We start from the raw sequence: 15791 nt of genomic DNA on the forward strand, positions 1-15791 counted from the left end.
CCGGTGCGGGGTCTTCGACTGGCAACGGGATTTCCGTTGACCGGCATTCTTGCCGGTGGCCACGGTTCTACTCCTGGTTCGTGGGCACGCCCAGGGGCGGGACCGGCGCGGGGAGCCTACCGGGGAATCTTTCATTCCGCCGACCTGGGGGTATGCACCGGCACGGGCCGGTACGCCCGGTCTCGTGCATATGCCCTCAGCACCACCGCATCGTGTGTCGCGAAATCCCTTACGGGCCGTCGCAGGCTGTGCAAGAGTCGTTACCGGCCCTCATCCCGTATCGGAGCCCGTTATGCCGTCCCACCTCCATGCGGACCACTCGGCGGCCCAGCCTCCCCAGCGAGGCGTGCTGGACGCCCTGATCACGCAGACGCGCCGCCTGCGCGGCGGCATCGACGCCGTGCGCCGTGACACCGCGAGCGCGTACGAGGAAGCCGAGGCCGATCCGAGGACGCGCTGGCAGCGCGCGCTGTGCGATCTCGCGGTCCACCACCTCGACGATCTCAACGGTCACCTCGGCCAGCTCCGCGAGGGCTCCCCCGACGCTTCCCCCGACGCGCCCGCGCCCCTGGGGGAGGCACCCGGGGACGGCCACGGGGCCCCCTCGGCCGCCCCTCCCTTCCCGCCCGGGGCCTATGGCGCGGTGCCCGTCGCGGCATATGCGCCCGGGGGCTCCGCCTCGCTGGTGGCGCGGGTGGGCAGCGCCGAGTGGAATCTGCTGACCGACGAGGTCTCCTGGTCCGACGAGCTGTACGCCATCTTCGGCCGCACCCGCGCCGACGGCCCCCTCTCCCTGGACGAGCTGCCCTCCTGGGTGCTCGAGGAGGACCAGCCCGCGCTGGCCGCCGCCGTCACGGACTGCCTGGTCGACGGCAGGCCTATCGACCAGGAGTTCCGCGCCGTCCGCCCGGACGGCGCCGTCCGCACCCTGCACATGGTCGGCGAGCCCGTGCTCGACGACGACGGAGGCACCGCCTCCATGTGGGCGGTGCTCCGCGACGTCAGCGAGCTGCGCCGCAGCGAACGTGCCGTGCGCGAGTCCCGCGACTCGCTGCGGCGCGAGGAGCACATCGCCAGGACCGAGCACCGGCTCGCCGTCGAACTCCAGGAGACCGTGCTCCCGCCGTGGCGCGGCTCCCTGCGCTTCCCGCACTCCGGCGCCGGGACCACCGGGTCCCTCGATCTCGCCTCGCACTATCTGCCGTCCGCCACGAGCGCGCTGATCGGCGGCGACTGGTACGACGCGATGGAGCTGCCCGACGGCGCCACCCTGCTGTCCGCCGGTGATCTCACCGGGCACGGGGTGGCGGCCACCTCGGGCATGGCGATGCTGCTGGGCGCCGTGCGCGGCATGGCGGTGGCCGGGGTGGGGCCCGGCCCCCTCATGGGACATCTCAACCAGCTCCTCGACTCTGCCTCCCAGCCCGCGCTGGGCAGCGCGGTGTGCTGCCGCTACGACCCGCACGCCCGCTCCCTGACCTGGGCACAGGCGGGCCATCCCGCGCCCCTGCTCTTCCGCGGCGGCGAAGGCAGGGTGCTGCGGCCCCCCGAGGGCGTGCTGCTGGGCGTCACCTCGGGCGCGTCGTACGGGGAGCACACCGAGACGCTGCTGCCCGGCGACGTACTCGTGCTGCACACCGACGGACTCGCCCCGCGCAGCGGCCGTCTGGAGGCCGACGAGGACGAGCCGCAGACGGGCGCCGACCGCCTCCTGAGCCTCGCCCCCCGCTTCGCCTCAGCGCGTACGGCACAGGAGTGCGTGCGCGCGGTGGTGGAGGCGTTCGGCGACAAGGAGCGCGAGGACGACGCGTGCGTGCTCGTCGCCCGAGTGAGCCCGTGATCGATCCCCGTGATCTGTGAGCCGTGCCCCGTGAGGGGGCGGTGGTCACACGCTCCTGGTGATGGCCCCCGCCCCCTTGACCCCCTTGCCGCGTGCGGGCCTGGGCGCCTTCGGCAGCGCCCGCTGGATCTGTTCGCGGAGGTCCTCGATGCGCGCGTAACCGGCGTACTGCCCGGTCAGGCGGTACATCTCGCGGAGCCGGTCCCATGTGCGGTGCGAGGAGTTCTCGCCGATGCTCATGAGGGCCAGCCGGGCGTAGCGGTCGGCCTGTTCGGGGTCGTTGCCGATGAAGCAGGCGGAGGCCAGGGAGAGATAGTCGAAGATCTTCGAGCGCTGGCGCCCCTTGACCCGCAGATCCAGGGCGCGCTTGGCGTGCTGCTCGGCGTTCTTGGCGGCCGAGGGATCGTGCTCGGCGAGCGTACGGAAGGCAAGCGCCTGCATGCCGTGCAGATCCGCCTCGTCGAACATCTGCATCCAGCTCGGTGGCGGCACATCGCCCTTGTCCGAGGCGAACAGCTCCTCGGCCTCGCCGAGCGTGCGCCGCATCGCCTGGCCGCGTCCCATCGACGCCTGGGCCCACGCCTCGATGGTGTGGAGCATCGCGCGGGTGCGCGGCAGGGTCTCGTCCCCCGAGCCCGCGTGCGCCAGCTTCATCAGATCGAGTGCGTCGTCCGGGCGGCCCAGATGCACCATCTGGCGCGCCGCGCGGGAAAGCGCTTCCCCCGCGCGGGGGCGGTCGCCTCCCTCGCGGGCCGCGTGCGCGGCGATCACGAAATACTTCTGCGCCGTGGGCTCCATCCCCACGTCGTGGGACATCCAGCCCGCGAGCACGGCCAGATTGGCCGCGACGCCCCACAGCCTGCGCTGGAGGTGGTCGGGGTGGTGGTAGGCGAGCATGCCGCCCACCTCGTTGAGCTGGCCCACCACGGCCTTGCGCTGGAGCCCGCCGCCGCGCGCCGCGTCCCAGGCCCGGAAGACCTCGACGGAACGCTCCAGCGCCTCGATCTCCTGCGCCCCTACGGGAGCCGCTTCGTACCGGTCCAGGGAGACCTGGTCCATGGGGAAGACGTTGTCGGTGTGGGAGGCACCGGTCACCAGGGCGGGATCCGCCTGGAGCCAGTCGTACATGGCACTGGAGAGTGCCGATCCTGCGGTGAGCGCGGCACCCGCGCCCATCAAGCCGCGTCGGTTGAGCATGAGGTCCATTCCCGTGAATTCGGTGAGGACCGCGGCAGTCCGCTCGGGCACCCACGGCAGCTCGTCCGGTCCGGACCGCTGCCGCTTCCCCGCTTGCCCTGGCTTGCTGAACCCGAGGTCCTCGGTGGTCACGACACGGCCGAGTCGCTCGGTGAACAGGGCTGCCAGCACTTTGGGCACCGGATCGCGCGGGGACTCCCCCGTGTCGATCCAACGCCGCACTCGCGAGGTGTCGGTCGCCAACTGCGGGTGGCCCATGGCCGCCGCCTGCCGGTTCACTAGCCGCGCGAGTTCCCCCTTGGACCATCCGGCGAGGCCGAAGAGGTCCGCGAGGCGGGTGTTGGGTCCCTTTGTCACGTCAAGCCCCCAGGTTCTCGGCTGAGTTGACACTAACGGCCCGCTTCACGGCGCTGCGAGCATTCGCCAGGGTTCGCCAGGGTTCGCCAGATGGTGTGCCACCCGGGCCGGGGTGTGCTGTAGGAACGCGCCAACCCGGCCCGGTTCGCACACCGACGACGGCCCGGACGTCGTCCACACCGACGTCCGGGACGCCGGGTGTACGTCAGGTCATTCTGGACGACCGGCATTCCCCAGGGTGCACAGGTCGCCACCGGGCCGGGAGCGCTGCAACCCGTCGGCGCACGAAGGGATCCTGCTCGCCCATGTATCCAGCAACGTCCCCCGTGTCCGCGCCCCTCCGACCGCGTCTGCCGCAGCCCTACGGCGGCAGGGGCACGGTCTCGCCCCCCGATCCGCCGTTCCAGTCCCCTCCGCACGGCGGCCCCGGAAGGCAGCGGCGTGCGAACGGCACCGGGACTCCTCCCCTCAGCGGCAGACTGGACCTGTCAGGGCCCCAGGGCGCCCAACTGCGTTCGGCCATCGCCTCCGTGCACCGCATCTGCCCCGACTTCCACCCCGTACAGGTGCTGCGCCGCTACGGCCGCTCCGTGCTGCTCGCGGGCACGGCAGGACGCAGCCCCGTCGTGGCCAAGTGTTTACTGGACCATTCGACCGCGTGGGCCGAGCGGTTCCAGCACGAAATAGCCGCTTACCGTACGTTCGTGCGCCACCGCCCGCCGGTGCGGGTGCCGCGGCTGGTGGCCGCCGACCCCGAGGCGTGCACGCTCGTCATCGAGAAGCTGCCCGGGAGGATCATCTCGACGCAACGTCACCCGTTCGAGGCACCGCCACGCGGCGATCTGCGCGCCGTGCTCGGCTCGTTCTGCCGGGTCAACCAGTGGCAGCCGCCGCCCTCGATGTTCGAGCGGCCCGTCGACTACCCGGCCCGCCTGGCGCGCTACCACGAACTGGGCCTGCTCACCGACCGCGACCTCGGCGACCTCCAGAAGCTGCTCCACGGCATCGCGCACGCGGGAGGAAAGCAGGGCGCGCCGTGGCAGTTCTGCCACGGCGACGCCCTGCTCACCAACGTGCTGCTGGCCCCCACGGGGCCCTCGCTCGTCGACTGGGAGCACGCTGGCTGGTATCTGCCGGGGTACGACCTGGCGACGCTGTGGTCCGTGCTCGGCGACGCCCCCGTGGCACGGCGTCAGATCAGCCAGCTCGCGCAGTCGGCCGGGCCCGCCTCGCGCGACGCGTTCCTGGTGAACCTGATGCTGGTGCTCACCAGGGAGATCCGCAGATACGAGACCGCCGTGCAGCGCACCATGCGCGACCCCTCCCCCGCCGTCGGCCTTCCGACGGGCGGGGAGCGCCCCGGCGCGATGGCCACCGGTGAGGAGCAGCGACTGCTGCTGCGGCGGCTGCACGACGACTGCGGGCTCGCGCGACGCGCGGTGCGCGCCGCGGTCGGCACCCGCTGAAGCGTCCGCGGGCCCCTCAGCCGGGGCCCGCGGACCGCACGTCGGACGCCGCACGTCGGACGCCGCACGTCGGACGCCGGTCGCCGGACCGCCGTCGTATCGCACGCCGATTCCGCGCTCCACCGGTCTGGACCGGTGAAGCGCCGCAGGCCCCGGCGCCCCCGTGCGGAAAGCGCGCGGAGAGCCCGCGCACCGCGCCTGACGTGCGGCTTCCCGTGCGGTGCGGGGTGATTGACGTATCGTCGGGCAACCGATACCTCTGAGGACTGTTCGTGCCCCGCACGACACCGCGCACAGTCCGAGGAGGCTGCCTTGCCTGGTTCCGTCACCGACCCCAACAGACGCTCCGTCAGACTACGCGCGCCAGTACCGCGTGGGCACCGCGCGCGGGCCGCCGGGGTCGTCGGCGCCGCCGCCGCGCTCCTGCTGCCGCTGGCGCTGGCCGGTCCGTCCGCCACCGCCGAGCAGCGCGAGGACGACGCGCTCCAGCGGCAGTTCGCCGAGGCGGCAGAGCGGTACCGGGTGCCGCAGAGCGTGCTGCTGGGCGTCTCGTACCTCCAGTCCCGGTGGGACTCCCACGAGGGCGCGCCCAGCGTCTCCGGCGGCTACGGCCCGATGCACCTCACGGACGCGCGCACGGCGCTCGCCGACTCCTCGCAGCCGAAGCACGCCGACGACGAGGACGCGCGCGGCGACACGGCGCGCCCCCTCCGTACGGAGGACGCCGAGACGGACCGCGCCATGGACACAGCCTCGGGCGAGGTGCCCGCGAGGCTGCGCACCCTGGGGCAGGCCGCGCGGCTGACCGGGCTCGCGCCCGAGGCGCTGCGCGATTCGACGGAGGCGAACGTGCGCGGCGGCGCCGCGCTGCTGGCCTCGGTACAGAAGAGGCTCGGGCGCCCCCTCAGCGCCGACCCCGCCGACTGGTACGACGCGGTCGCCGCCTACCCGGGCGGCAGCGGCGAGGCGGCGGCGACCGCCTTCGCCGACGACGTCTACGACGTGATCCGCGAGGGCGAGCGGCGCACCACGGACTCCGGGCAGCGGGTCACGCTGGAGCCGAGCCCGTCGGTGCGGGCCGCCGGGCGCGAGGAGAGCGCGGCGGCCCAGGACGACGGTCCCGTGGAGTGCCCGCGGAGCGTGTCCTGCGAGTGGATCCCGGCACCCTACGAGGAGTACGAGAACGACCAGGGCCAACTGGACTACGGCAACCACGACAAGGCGCGCAGGCCCGCCTCGCAGAAGATCGACTACATCGTCGTGCACGACGTGGAGGGCTCCTACGAGGGCGCGCTCAACCTCGTCCAGGACCCGGAGTACGTCTCCTGGCAGTACACGCTGCGCGCCTCGGACGGGCATATCGCGCAGCACGTCCCGCTCAAGGACGTCGCCTGGCACGCGGGCAACTGGTACGTCAACTCCAAGTCGGTCGGCCTGGAGCACGAGGGCTTCCTGACCGATCCGGACGCCTGGTACACGGAGGCGATGTACCGCAGCTCGGCGCGGCTGGTGCGGTATCTGGCCGCGAAGTACGACATCCCGCTGGACCGTCAGCACATCCTCGGGCACGACAACGTGCCCGGTGTGACGGCCGCCAGCATCCCGGGGATGCACACCGACCCCGGCCCCTACTGGGACTGGCAGCACTACTTCACGCTGCTCGGCGCGCCCTTCGGCAAGGAGGCAGGCAAGGACAGCCGCATGGTGACCATCCGCCCGGACTACGACGGCAACCGGCCCGTCTACACCGGCTGCGACAGCGCGGGCGAGCCCTGCCCGTCGCACGGCTCGGGCGCCGTGCGGCTGCACACCGCGCCGGACGCGGACGCGCCGCTGGTCAAGGACATCGGCCTGCGCCCCGGAGGGGGCGAGTCCACGACCGGCGTCAACGACACGGGGGCCCGCGCCTCCACGGGGCAGCGGTACGCGGTCGCGGACCGCGCGGGCGAGTGGACGGCCATCTGGTACCTCGGCGAGAAGGCGTGGTTCCACAACCCGCGCAAGGCGCCCACGGCCGTGCCCGCCAAGGGCCGTCTGGTGACGCCGAAGGAGGGCAGGACCGAGATCCCGGTCTACGGGCGCGCTTACCCGGAGGCGGAGGCGTATCCGCAGGGCGTGCCGGTGCAGAAGCTGTCGCCGCTGCCGTACACGGTGAAGGAGGGCCAGTTGTACGCGGCGGGGCCGAAGGCGAGGGGCGAGTACCTCTACGCCACCACCTTCGACCCCGAGGGCGAGAACTTCACCGTCGTACGGGGCGGTCTGACGTACTACCAGATCCAGCTCGGGCACCGGGTGGCCTTCGTGAAGGCCGACGATGTGCGGGTGGTCAGCTCCTCCTCGTAGCGCGAGGGGTGACGGTGTAGGTGTGTCCCGCGAGGGCGGCGAGCACGACGGTGCCGCCGCCCTCGTCGCGCACCCGCACCGTCCTGCCGACGCCGCCCTCCGCGGACTCCCGCACCGTGCAGGGCCGCTCGAAGAGCGCGCAGCGCAGCCGCACCCGGCCGTCGCGGCCCGCGCGCAGGACGGCCCTCTCGGGCGCGCCGCCGCTCCAGTCGATGTCGACGGTCAGATCGCCACTGGCGCGCAGGCCCCGCACCGAGCCGTCGGGCCAGCCGCTGGGCAGCGCGGGCAGCAGGTCGACCACGTCGCGGTGGCTCTGGAGCAGCATCTCGACGACTCCGGAGGTGCCGCCGAAGTTGCCGTCGATCTGGAAGGGCGGGTGGGTGTCCCACAGGTTCGGCAGGGTGGAGTGCCTCAGTTGCTGCGCGAGCATGGTGCGGGCGTGGTCGCCGTCCCGCAGCCGCGCCCAGAAGTTGATCTTCCATGCCTTGCTCCAGCCCGTTCCGCCGTCGCCGCGCGCGATGAGCGAGACCTCCGCCGCCGCGGCCTCCGGGCTGCCAGGCGCGATCTGGCGTCCGGGGTGCAGCGCGTAGAGGTGCGAGACGTGGCGGTGGTCGTCGACCGGGTCGTCGAGGTCGGCCTTCCACTCCTGGAGCTGTCCCCAGGAGCCGACGCGCAGACCGGGGTCGAGGCGCTCCAGCGCGGCGGTCAGGCGCTCCCTGAACTCCCGGTCGGCGCCGAGGGTCTCAGCGGCCTCCAGAGTGGAGGTGAACAGGTCGTGCACGATCTGCTGCGACATGGCGGCGCCCGCCGTGAAGTCGCCGTGCTCGGGCGAGAAGCTGGGCGTGACGACGAGGGTGCCGTCGCGCGGATCGGTGCGGAGGTTGCCGAGCCAGAACTCGGCGGCCTCCTTCATCGCGGGGTAGGCGGTGCGGCGCAGGAAGCCGGTGTCGCGGCCGAAGCGGTAGTGGTCGTACAGGTGCCGGGTCAGCCAGGCGGCGGCCTCGGGGAACCAGAACGCGGTGGGCCAGTCGTGGACGCCGGTGAAACCGTAGGGGTTGGTCTCGTTGTGCACGACCCAGCCGTCCGAGCCGAACATCTCGCGCGCCGAGACCCGCCCTGGCGCGCGCAGGGCCGTCACGAAGCGGTGCAACGGCTCGGCCGTCTCGGCGAGGTTGGCGGCCTGCGCGGGCCAGTAGTTCATCTGGAGGTTGATGTTGCCGTGGTAGTCGGCGCTCCACGGGGGCTCGGTGCTGTGGTTCCAGACGCCCTGGAGGTTGGCGGGCAGCGCCACGGGCTCGCCGGGGCGTGCGGGGCGCGAGGAGGCGATGAGCAGATAGCGCCCGTAGGCGAAGTAGAGGGCCTCCAGGGCGCGGTCGGCGGGGGTGGAGCCGTCGCCGTAGCCGGAGAGGAGGCGGTCGGTGGGCACGTCGGCCGGCATGCGCTGGCCGATGTCCAGGCGGACCCGGTCGAACAGGGCGCGGTGGTCGGCGGCATGCTCGCGGCGCAGGGCGCGGTGGCCGCGTGCGAGCGCTGCGTCGAGCGTGGCCGTGACGCGCCGGTGCGGGTCGGCGCCCCGGTAGCCGGGACAGGTGTCGGCGTAGTCGGTCCCGGCGGCGAGGGCGAACCAGGCGCTGTCGGCGCCGGTGACCGTAACGCTGCCGTCGTCGCCGTCGCTGCGGCTGCCGCCCTCGGTGCGCACCGCCAGCTGGGCTTCAAAGAGGAGCCCGTTGTCCTGGAGCGCGCCGCGTAAGGTGACGCGCCCGGAGCGCGCGCTCACGGTGCGGTCCTCGTGGGGTGACGTGGTGCGCAGGGTGAAGCCGACCTGGCCCGGTGCGTCGGCGGTGAGGCGGCCGACGAGGACGCCCGCCGGGTGGGAGGCGAAGAATTCGCGGCGGTGGGTGACGCCGTCCGCCGTGTAGGTGACGCGGGCCACGGCCTCGCCCAGGTCCAGTTCCCTGCGGTAGGCGGTGGCGTCCCCCGGTGCGGCGGGCGCCGAGGGGAAGTCGAGCAGGAGGTCGCCGAAGGTCTGGTAGGCGCCGTAGCCGGTCTTGGGCTGGCCCAGTTCCTCCGCTACCCGCTCGGGCTCCGCGCTGCCCTCGGCGTCGAGGAGGTCGCGCACCCGGTCGAGGGCGCCGGGGCGTGGTGCGCGCCAATTGCCGTGGTCGTAGCCGGGGGAGCCTGGGCCGCCGGTCCACAGGGTCTTCTCGTTGAACTGGACGCGTTCGGAGGCGAGCCGCCCGAAGACGGCGGCGCCGAGGGAGCCGTTGCCGACGGGCAGGGCCTCGCCCTCCCACTGGGTGGCGGGCTGCTCGTACCAGAGCGTCAATTCATCGGAGGGCTGAGACGTGCCGTCCGGGGGCGGTGCGGCGGAGGCGTGGGGAGCGGTTCCCACGGTGAGCGCCGCGGTGCCTCCCACCACCGTCTTGACGGCGGTTCTTCGGGTGATGCCACTGTTGCCTTGCCTCATGGATGGCCTCCTGGGGCCAGCTCGGACGACGGCCTGACGGGCAGCCGTCAGGCTAGAGATCCGATGAAAGCTCGGCAAGAGGCTCGACGCGGGCCCACGAGGGGTTCAGCCGAGATACGCGTCAACAGGGCAATGAGTGGATCTTGACTCGGCTTAGCGCATGGTCAGCACGGTGGTGCCGCAGTAAATGCGTACACCTCGCCCCGGAGTCCGATGCGGTCCGCCGCAGGTCGCGACCCAGCGCATGTGTGACGGTGGTGGGCGCGGTCGGGGCCGTGGCCCCGACCGCGCTGACCTTGCTCGCCCGTCCTATTCGGTGACGGTGGTCCAGGGCCGGCAGGTGACCGTTTCGCCGTTGTCCCTGGCGCAGGCCTTGAACTTGGCCTTCTCGCCCTTGCTGAAGCCGGGAATGCGGATGTTGTCGGAGCCGCCGTTGGAGGCGTAGACGGTGTCCTTGAAGGAGCCTTGTTCGACCGTCATCTTCACCGAGTAGCCGGCGGGGATGAGGTCGTCGTGCAGGTAGAGCCGGTCGGAGTCGCCGCTGGAGTTGCGGTCGTCCCATTCCACCTCGCCGTAGGCGTTGCCGGAGCCGATGTACCAGTGCGCCCCGTCGACAGTGCCGCTGCGCTGGCCGGCGGAGGCAGGAGCGGCGACGGCGCCCAGGGTCAGGGCGCCCGCCGAGATGGCCAGCAGTGCGCGTGTGCGCATGTTCATAGTGTTCCCCCGTATCGGAGTCTGTTGTCTCTATGAGGCTCGCAGCGCTCCGGGGGCGTGGATAAGAGGTTTCGGCTGAGTCCGAAAGTGCGGGTGACCTGCGGCAGGTCACGGTGCTCGGCGATAGCCGCACGACGCGGGAACGCGCAGCGGGCACGTACAGCACGCGCAGCGGGCACGTACAGCACTCGCAGCGGGCACGCACAGGGGCCGCCGAAGCGGTGGGGGGCAGGCTCGCGCGGCGGAACGGGCCGGACGGGAGGGCGTTACTGCTGGAACATCTCGGCGGGCAGCGGCTTCAGCAGCGCGTAGAGATCGCTCGTGATGGGCCGGTCCCAGCTCGCGATGGTGACCAGGACACCGTCGCTCCGGTCGAACTGCACGCACGAGATGCGGTCCTCGGAGCACTTCACGCGCCGCACGATGAGGAGGTTGTCCTCGTGCATCACCGGATCGTCCTCGACGCCGGTGACCTCGACCGGCTCGTCGTTCTCCAGCGCCACCAGAAGCTGGGCCACCTCGAAGGGCACCTGCCCGTCGGCGACCTCGCGCGCCGGGGAGCCCTCCGGCAGGTTGCCGATGATCATCGCCGGGCCACGGCCGCCGAACAGGTCGTAGCGCAGGAAGACGCCCTGGCAGGTGCCGTCGGGTGCGGGCAGCAGGCCCGCGCCGAGATTGCCCGGCCAGTCACTGGGGTCCATGGCCAGGACATCGAAGTCCGGCCCTGCGGGGACGGCAGCGCTGCGGCGGCGGAGGAACGACATGTCGCCATGGTACGTGTCCCCTTCCCGCTCAGTGTCCCGGGACCACCGGCTCGCTCACCGCCCTCAGCCGCCGCTCCAGCAGCCGGGGCAGCCCGGCGGGGTCCGTGCCCAGCTTGCGGTACACCCCGGACAGCAGCCGGGTGACCGCCTCCTCCCCCGTGCCGAGGCCGGCGGCGATCCGCGCGGTGCTCTGCCCGGCCACCGACCGCTCCGCCACCGTGCGCTCGGCCGTGGTGAGCGTGTCCGTGTCGTCGTCGCGCAGCTGGAGCGGGGGCAGCCCGGCCGCCGCCAGCTCGTCCCGCGCCGTCGCGGCGAGCGCGAGCGCCCCGCAGTTCACAGCGCCCTCCAGACCGCGGTAGAGCTGGTCGGCCGCCTCCTGGGCCAGCCCGGTCCTGCGCAGCTCCGTGCCGAGGCACACGAGGGCCGCCGCCAGTTCGTACGCGGCGGGCGAGCGCTCCAGCCAGCGCACCGACTCGCGCAGCCGCTCCAGCCTGGCCGCGCCCGTGGCGACCAGCGCGCGGGTGCGCAGCGCCTGCCCGACCGCCGAGGGCGCGCCGAACCTGCGGGCGCGCTTCAGCGCCTCGTCCGCGTATCCGGCGGCCCGCTCGGGCGCGTCGGGGCAGACGGCCTCGGCGAGCCGCAACTGCCAGGGGCACCAGGCGGGGTTGCGCATGCCGCGCGGGTCGAGGCGGCGGCCCGCGGCCGTCAGCTCCTCCTCCGCCTCTGCGCGCAGCCCGCGGGCGAGCAGGAGTTCCGCGTAGACGGTCCGGGAGTCGGGGTAGACGACGGCGTTGGGCGTGACCTGCCCGTAGGAGTACGTCTGGGCCAGCTCCCACGCCTGCTCGTGGTGACCGCGCGCCAGCAGGATCTCGATGAGGATGCCGATGGCGAACCACTGCGCGGGGATCCTGCTGCCCACCCGGTCCGCGATCCGCAGCCCGCCGCGCACCAGGTCCTCGGCCTCGGAGAGACGGCCGCGGCGGTAGCGGATGTAGCCGAGGAGTGTGAAGCCGAAGGAGAGGTGGGCCCCTCGCCAGCCCTTGCGCTCGCACTCCGCGATGCCCCGGGTGAACAGTTCTTCGGCGCGTCCCGGCTGGTCCGCGTACATGAAGGTGAGGGCGACGAGCACGGGCACCTCGAAGCCCCAGTGCTCGTCGGTCCAGCTCATCCCGTCCCCGAGTGCCTCCTCCGCGTAGCGCAGCGCGACGGCCGCGCTCTCGCCGCGCACCATGGCGTCCCAGCCGCGCAGCCCGAGGATGTAGCGCTCGGCGGTGCCGCGCCCCGTCAGGTGGGAGGCGAGGCGGGCGAGCTTGCGGGAGCGTGCCGGTGAGTCCTCCTCGTCGGCCCGGAAGGCGTTCCACATGAACTGCTCGGCCTGCATGCGCAGCCGGGTGCGCGGGTCGCCAGCGCGCCGGGCCTCGGCCTCGACGGTGCGCGCCGCCTCGCCCAGCCGGTCGGTGTGGCCGAGTGCCTGCGCGAGCCGGTAGCTGACCAGCTCGCGCAGGGCCGGGTCGAGCGCCGGTTCCTCCAGTGCGGCCCGCAGGTGGTTGACGGTGGCGGCGGGCGAGGTCAGCAGCGCCGAGCAGCCGAGTTCGAAGAGGACGACGGGCCGCTCCTCCGCCTGGGGCGGTTCGCGCAGTGCGCGGGCGAGGCAGCGGTGTGCCGCCTCGGGTGCTCCGGCCCGCATGTAGGCGCGCGCCGCTTCGCGCAGTCCCTCGACCACCTCGGGGTCGCCGTCGGGGTGCACCTCCAGCAGGTGCCGCGCCGCTGCCGTGGGCCCCATGCCGGCGGCGACGACGGCGGAGGCGGCCTGCCCGTGCAGCGCGGTGCGCAGCGCGACGGGGATGGCGCGGTAGACGGCGGTGGCGACGAGGGGGTGGGTGAAGTCGATCCTGTCCTCTTCGAGGTAGGCGGGGCGCAGGATGCGGGCCTCCCTGAGCTTCGCCGCGGCCTCGGTGGTCTCCCGCTCGCCGAGCCCGGCCACGTGTGCGGCGAGCCGTCCGGTGGCCTCGGCGCCGAGTACGGCGACGGCCCAGCACAGCCGTACGGCGCTGAGCCCGAGCCGCTCCAGGCGCTCCAGGTGGCCGCTGCCCTTGACGGCGGAGGCCAGTTCGCGCAGCTGCGGGACGTTGTCGAGGCGGGGCTTGACGTTGTTGTCGTAGGACCTGGCCACGACCTCGGCGACCTCGAAGGGGTTGCCGCCCGTGACCGCCCAGCACTCGCGGCAGAACGGGTCCTCGGCCTCCTGGCCGAGCCGGTACCGCACGACGCGGGCTACGGCGTGCGCGGTGAGCGGGGCCAGCTCGTACGGGCGCGAGCCGTCCCGCTCGACGAGGCGGCGGAAGGCGACGGCGCCTGAGGGCAGGTCCTCGGGCCGGTAGCCGAACACGATCAGCATGGGCAGTTCGGCCGCGCGGGGTGCGAAGCCGGTGAGCCAGGCGAGCGACTCGGCGTCGGCCCAGTGCGCGTCGTCGAGGATCATCACGACGGGTTCGTGGCGCACGGCGAAGCGGGTCACCAGCCAGTCCAGGCCGTCGCGTACCCCCTGCGGGTCGGGCATGCCGCCGTCGGGCGCGACGAGGCCGACGGCGGGGGCGACGATGTCGTACCAGCTTCCGAGTATCCGGCGGTGCTCGTCCTCTCCCTCGGCGGCGAGCACGGGCTGTACGAGCTGGCGGACGACGTGGAAGGCGGACTCCTGCTCCTGCTCGCCGCCGCGTGCGCGCAGCACCGTGCAGCCCTGGGCCGCGGCTCTGCTGCGGACCTCGCCGAGAAGCGTGGTCTTGCCCGCTCCCGCGACGCCCGCGAAGGCGAGCACACCTCCCGCTGGCGGCTCGGCGGACGCGCCGCTCCCACCGCTCAGCCGGATCAGCCGCTCGTTCACGGCGGCCAGTTCCGATTCCCGCTCCAGCAACATGCGGCTCACCCCTCTCAGGTGGCCTGTGGTCTGCGGCATTTCGGCGCTCCTTACGCGGGCAGACGTCGCCGACGGTACGCGCGTGCGGGGTCCGGATCGGCCGGTACGCCCATATCCGCGCGACTTTCCCGCGCGGTACCGGCTCCAGGAGCGTGCGGCCCTTCCCGCACGCCAGCGGCGCACCTCCGTGCATCGGAGAGCGACGTTACGGGCATGGCCGCGCCGGTGGCCTTCCGCTTCACTTCCGGGCATGAACGGCTCCGCCGCGGTACGGCGTACCGCGCTCCTCGACATCCCCTTCTCCGCCGCCGTCAACGACTCGGTGGAGACCGCACGGCGTCACACCCTCCGCTGGCTGCGGACGTTCGGGCTGCTCCCCGGCGAAGAGGCCGCAAGAGAGTACGACGCGCTGCGTCTGGAGCGGCTGATGGCCGCCTTCTATCCCGGCGCGAGCAGCGCCGATCTCTGTCTGGCCTGCGACTTCAACGGCTGGTTCTTCGTCTTCGACGACCAGTTCGACGGCCGGCTCGGCCACCGGCCGCGCGACGTGGGCCCGCTCGTTGACCGCCTCGTCGGCTGCCTCGGCCCGGCGGCCGACTCCGGGAGCGGCCTCTCGACCGGCCTCGGGGCCGATCCGCCGCTCGTCGCCGCGTTCCGCGACGTGTGGCTGCGCGCGAGCGCGGGCATGCCGCCGTTCTGGCGGCGCCGCTTCGCGGCGCACTGGCGCGGCTATCTGGAGTCGCACCGCTGCGAGGCCATGGACAGGGTCACGGACGAGGCACCCTCGCTGGAGCGCTTCCTGCGGGTCAGACGCCACTCGATCGGGGTACGCCCCTGCCTCGACTACGGGGAGCGCGCGGGCGGCTGCGTCCTCCCGGAGATGCTCTACAGCGCCCCGCCGCTCACGACGCTGCGGGAACTCACCGTGGACGTCGTCATCTTCGTCAACGATCTGGTGTCGCTGGACAAGGAGCTGGCCGTCGGCGACATGCACCACAACAGCGTCCTCGTCCTGCGCTCGCGCACCGGCTGCTCGCTGGAGGAGGCCACGGCGCGGGTCAGCCGCCTCGTCAACACCCGTGTGGCGCGCTTCCGGCAGCTCGCCGACGATCTGCCGCGCGCCCTGGAGGAGCGCGCGACGCCCGTCCGTACCCGCGCGGACGTGGCCCGCTGCCTCGACACCATGCGCGATGTGATGAGCGGCAACCTCGCCTGGTCGCTGGAGACCGCGCGCTACGACGCCTCGGGCGTCGCCGCGGTCAGCGACGGGCGCGAGCGCCCCTGGGCGGGGCTCGTCGGGTCCGAGGCGGCCGTCGGGGAGGACGGTCACGGCGAGGACGGGCGGCCTCTTGCGGGCGGGCCGCGGCCGGTTCCCGGCTGAGGCGAAGGAGCGGCGGGGCCGGGCCTGGCCCGCGTCAGGCCGGGCCCGGAGCACGTCAGGTCAGGTCAGGTCGAAGCGGCCGTCACGCGCGCCGTGCACGAAGGCGTTCCACTCCCCGGGGGTGAAGATGACGGCGGGGATGTCCGGGGTGCCGCCGTTGCGCATGGCGATGTAGCCCTCGACGAAGGCGATCTGGACATCGCCCCTCCCCTGACTTCCCGACTGCCACTGCGCGTTGGCGAGATCGATCTCCGGCTTCGTCGCCATCGCGCTGATGGTGCTTTCGGCCACGTCCGTGCTCCTCCCGGTTCGTCGTCCGGCGGTCAGCCTAACCACGTGGGGCGG

Annotated in this window: 10 protein-coding genes; 4 read left to right on the forward strand and 6 right to left on the reverse strand. The window is 73.0% G+C overall.

From position 1 onward, the window contains the following. Positions 1–292 precede the first annotated feature (292 nt). Positions 293–1840 carry a PP2C family protein-serine/threonine phosphatase gene (locus tag ACYVOO_RS07245; RefSeq protein ID WP_461014792.1) on the forward strand — a complete coding sequence of 516 codons (1548 nt, stop codon included), beginning with the start codon at positions 293–295 and terminating at the stop codon, positions 1838–1840. 45 nt (positions 1841–1885) lie between these two features. On the opposite strand, the gene ACYVOO_RS07250 is transcribed toward ACYVOO_RS07245, so the two are convergent. After that, positions 1886–3394, reverse strand: coding sequence for a DNA-binding protein NsdB (locus ACYVOO_RS07250; RefSeq protein ID WP_461014793.1), 1509 nt, complete (start codon positions 3392–3394; stop codon positions 1886–1888). A gap of 305 nt (positions 3395–3699) precedes the next feature. Between ACYVOO_RS07250 and ACYVOO_RS07255 the strand changes: the two genes are divergently transcribed. Together ACYVOO_RS07255 and ACYVOO_RS07260 are read left to right on the forward strand one after the other, a co-directional pair. Next, on the forward strand, positions 3700–4860 hold the full coding sequence (locus ACYVOO_RS07255) for an aminoglycoside phosphotransferase family protein (RefSeq protein ID WP_461014794.1): 1161 nt from the start codon (positions 3700–3702) through the stop codon (positions 4858–4860). 312 nt (positions 4861–5172) lie between these two features. Continuing rightward, positions 5173–7203, forward strand: a complete 2031-nt coding sequence (locus tag ACYVOO_RS07260; RefSeq protein WP_461014795.1) for an N-acetylmuramoyl-L-alanine amidase — start codon at positions 5173–5175, stop codon at positions 7201–7203. Here ACYVOO_RS07260 and ACYVOO_RS07265 read toward each other — a convergent pair. The 4 genes from ACYVOO_RS07265 to ACYVOO_RS07280 form a co-directional block, all read right to left on the reverse strand. Continuing rightward, complete coding sequence (locus tag ACYVOO_RS07265) at positions 7187–9670, reverse strand: glycoside hydrolase family 95 protein (protein WP_461014796.1); 2484 nt, start codon at positions 9668–9670, stop codon at positions 7187–7189. The two genes, ACYVOO_RS07260 and ACYVOO_RS07265, sit on opposite strands and share 17 nt — an antisense overlap. 309 nt (positions 9671–9979) lie before the next feature. Further along, entirely contained in the window at positions 9980–10378 is a 399-nt protein-coding gene (locus ACYVOO_RS07270; protein WP_461014797.1) for a hypothetical protein, read from the reverse strand. Positions 10379–10650: 272 nt separating this feature from the next. Then, positions 10651–11148, reverse strand: a complete 498-nt coding sequence (locus ACYVOO_RS07275; RefSeq protein WP_453348171.1) for a glycosyltransferase family protein — start codon at positions 11146–11148, stop codon at positions 10651–10653. A 28-nt stretch (positions 11149–11176) separates the two neighbouring features. Beyond that, positions 11177–14104, reverse strand: coding sequence for an ATP-binding protein (locus ACYVOO_RS07280; RefSeq protein ID WP_461014798.1), 2928 nt, complete (start codon positions 14102–14104; stop codon positions 11177–11179). Between the two features lie 211 nt (positions 14105–14315). Here ACYVOO_RS07280 and ACYVOO_RS07285 point away from each other — a divergent pair, with 211 nt between their 5' ends. Beyond that, a complete protein-coding gene (locus ACYVOO_RS07285; protein WP_461014799.1) occupies positions 14316–15446 on the forward strand; it encodes a terpene synthase family protein in 1131 nt (376 codons plus the stop codon). Positions 15447–15506: 60 nt separating this feature from the next. Here the strand turns inward: ACYVOO_RS07285 and ACYVOO_RS07290 are convergent, their stop codons facing one another. Continuing rightward, positions 15507–15737, reverse strand: a complete 231-nt coding sequence (locus ACYVOO_RS07290) for a DUF397 domain-containing protein (protein WP_453348168.1) — start codon at positions 15735–15737, stop codon at positions 15507–15509. Positions 15738–15791: the final 54 nt, after the last annotated feature.

The sequence above is a fragment of the Streptomyces daliensis genome (assembly GCF_054782395.1).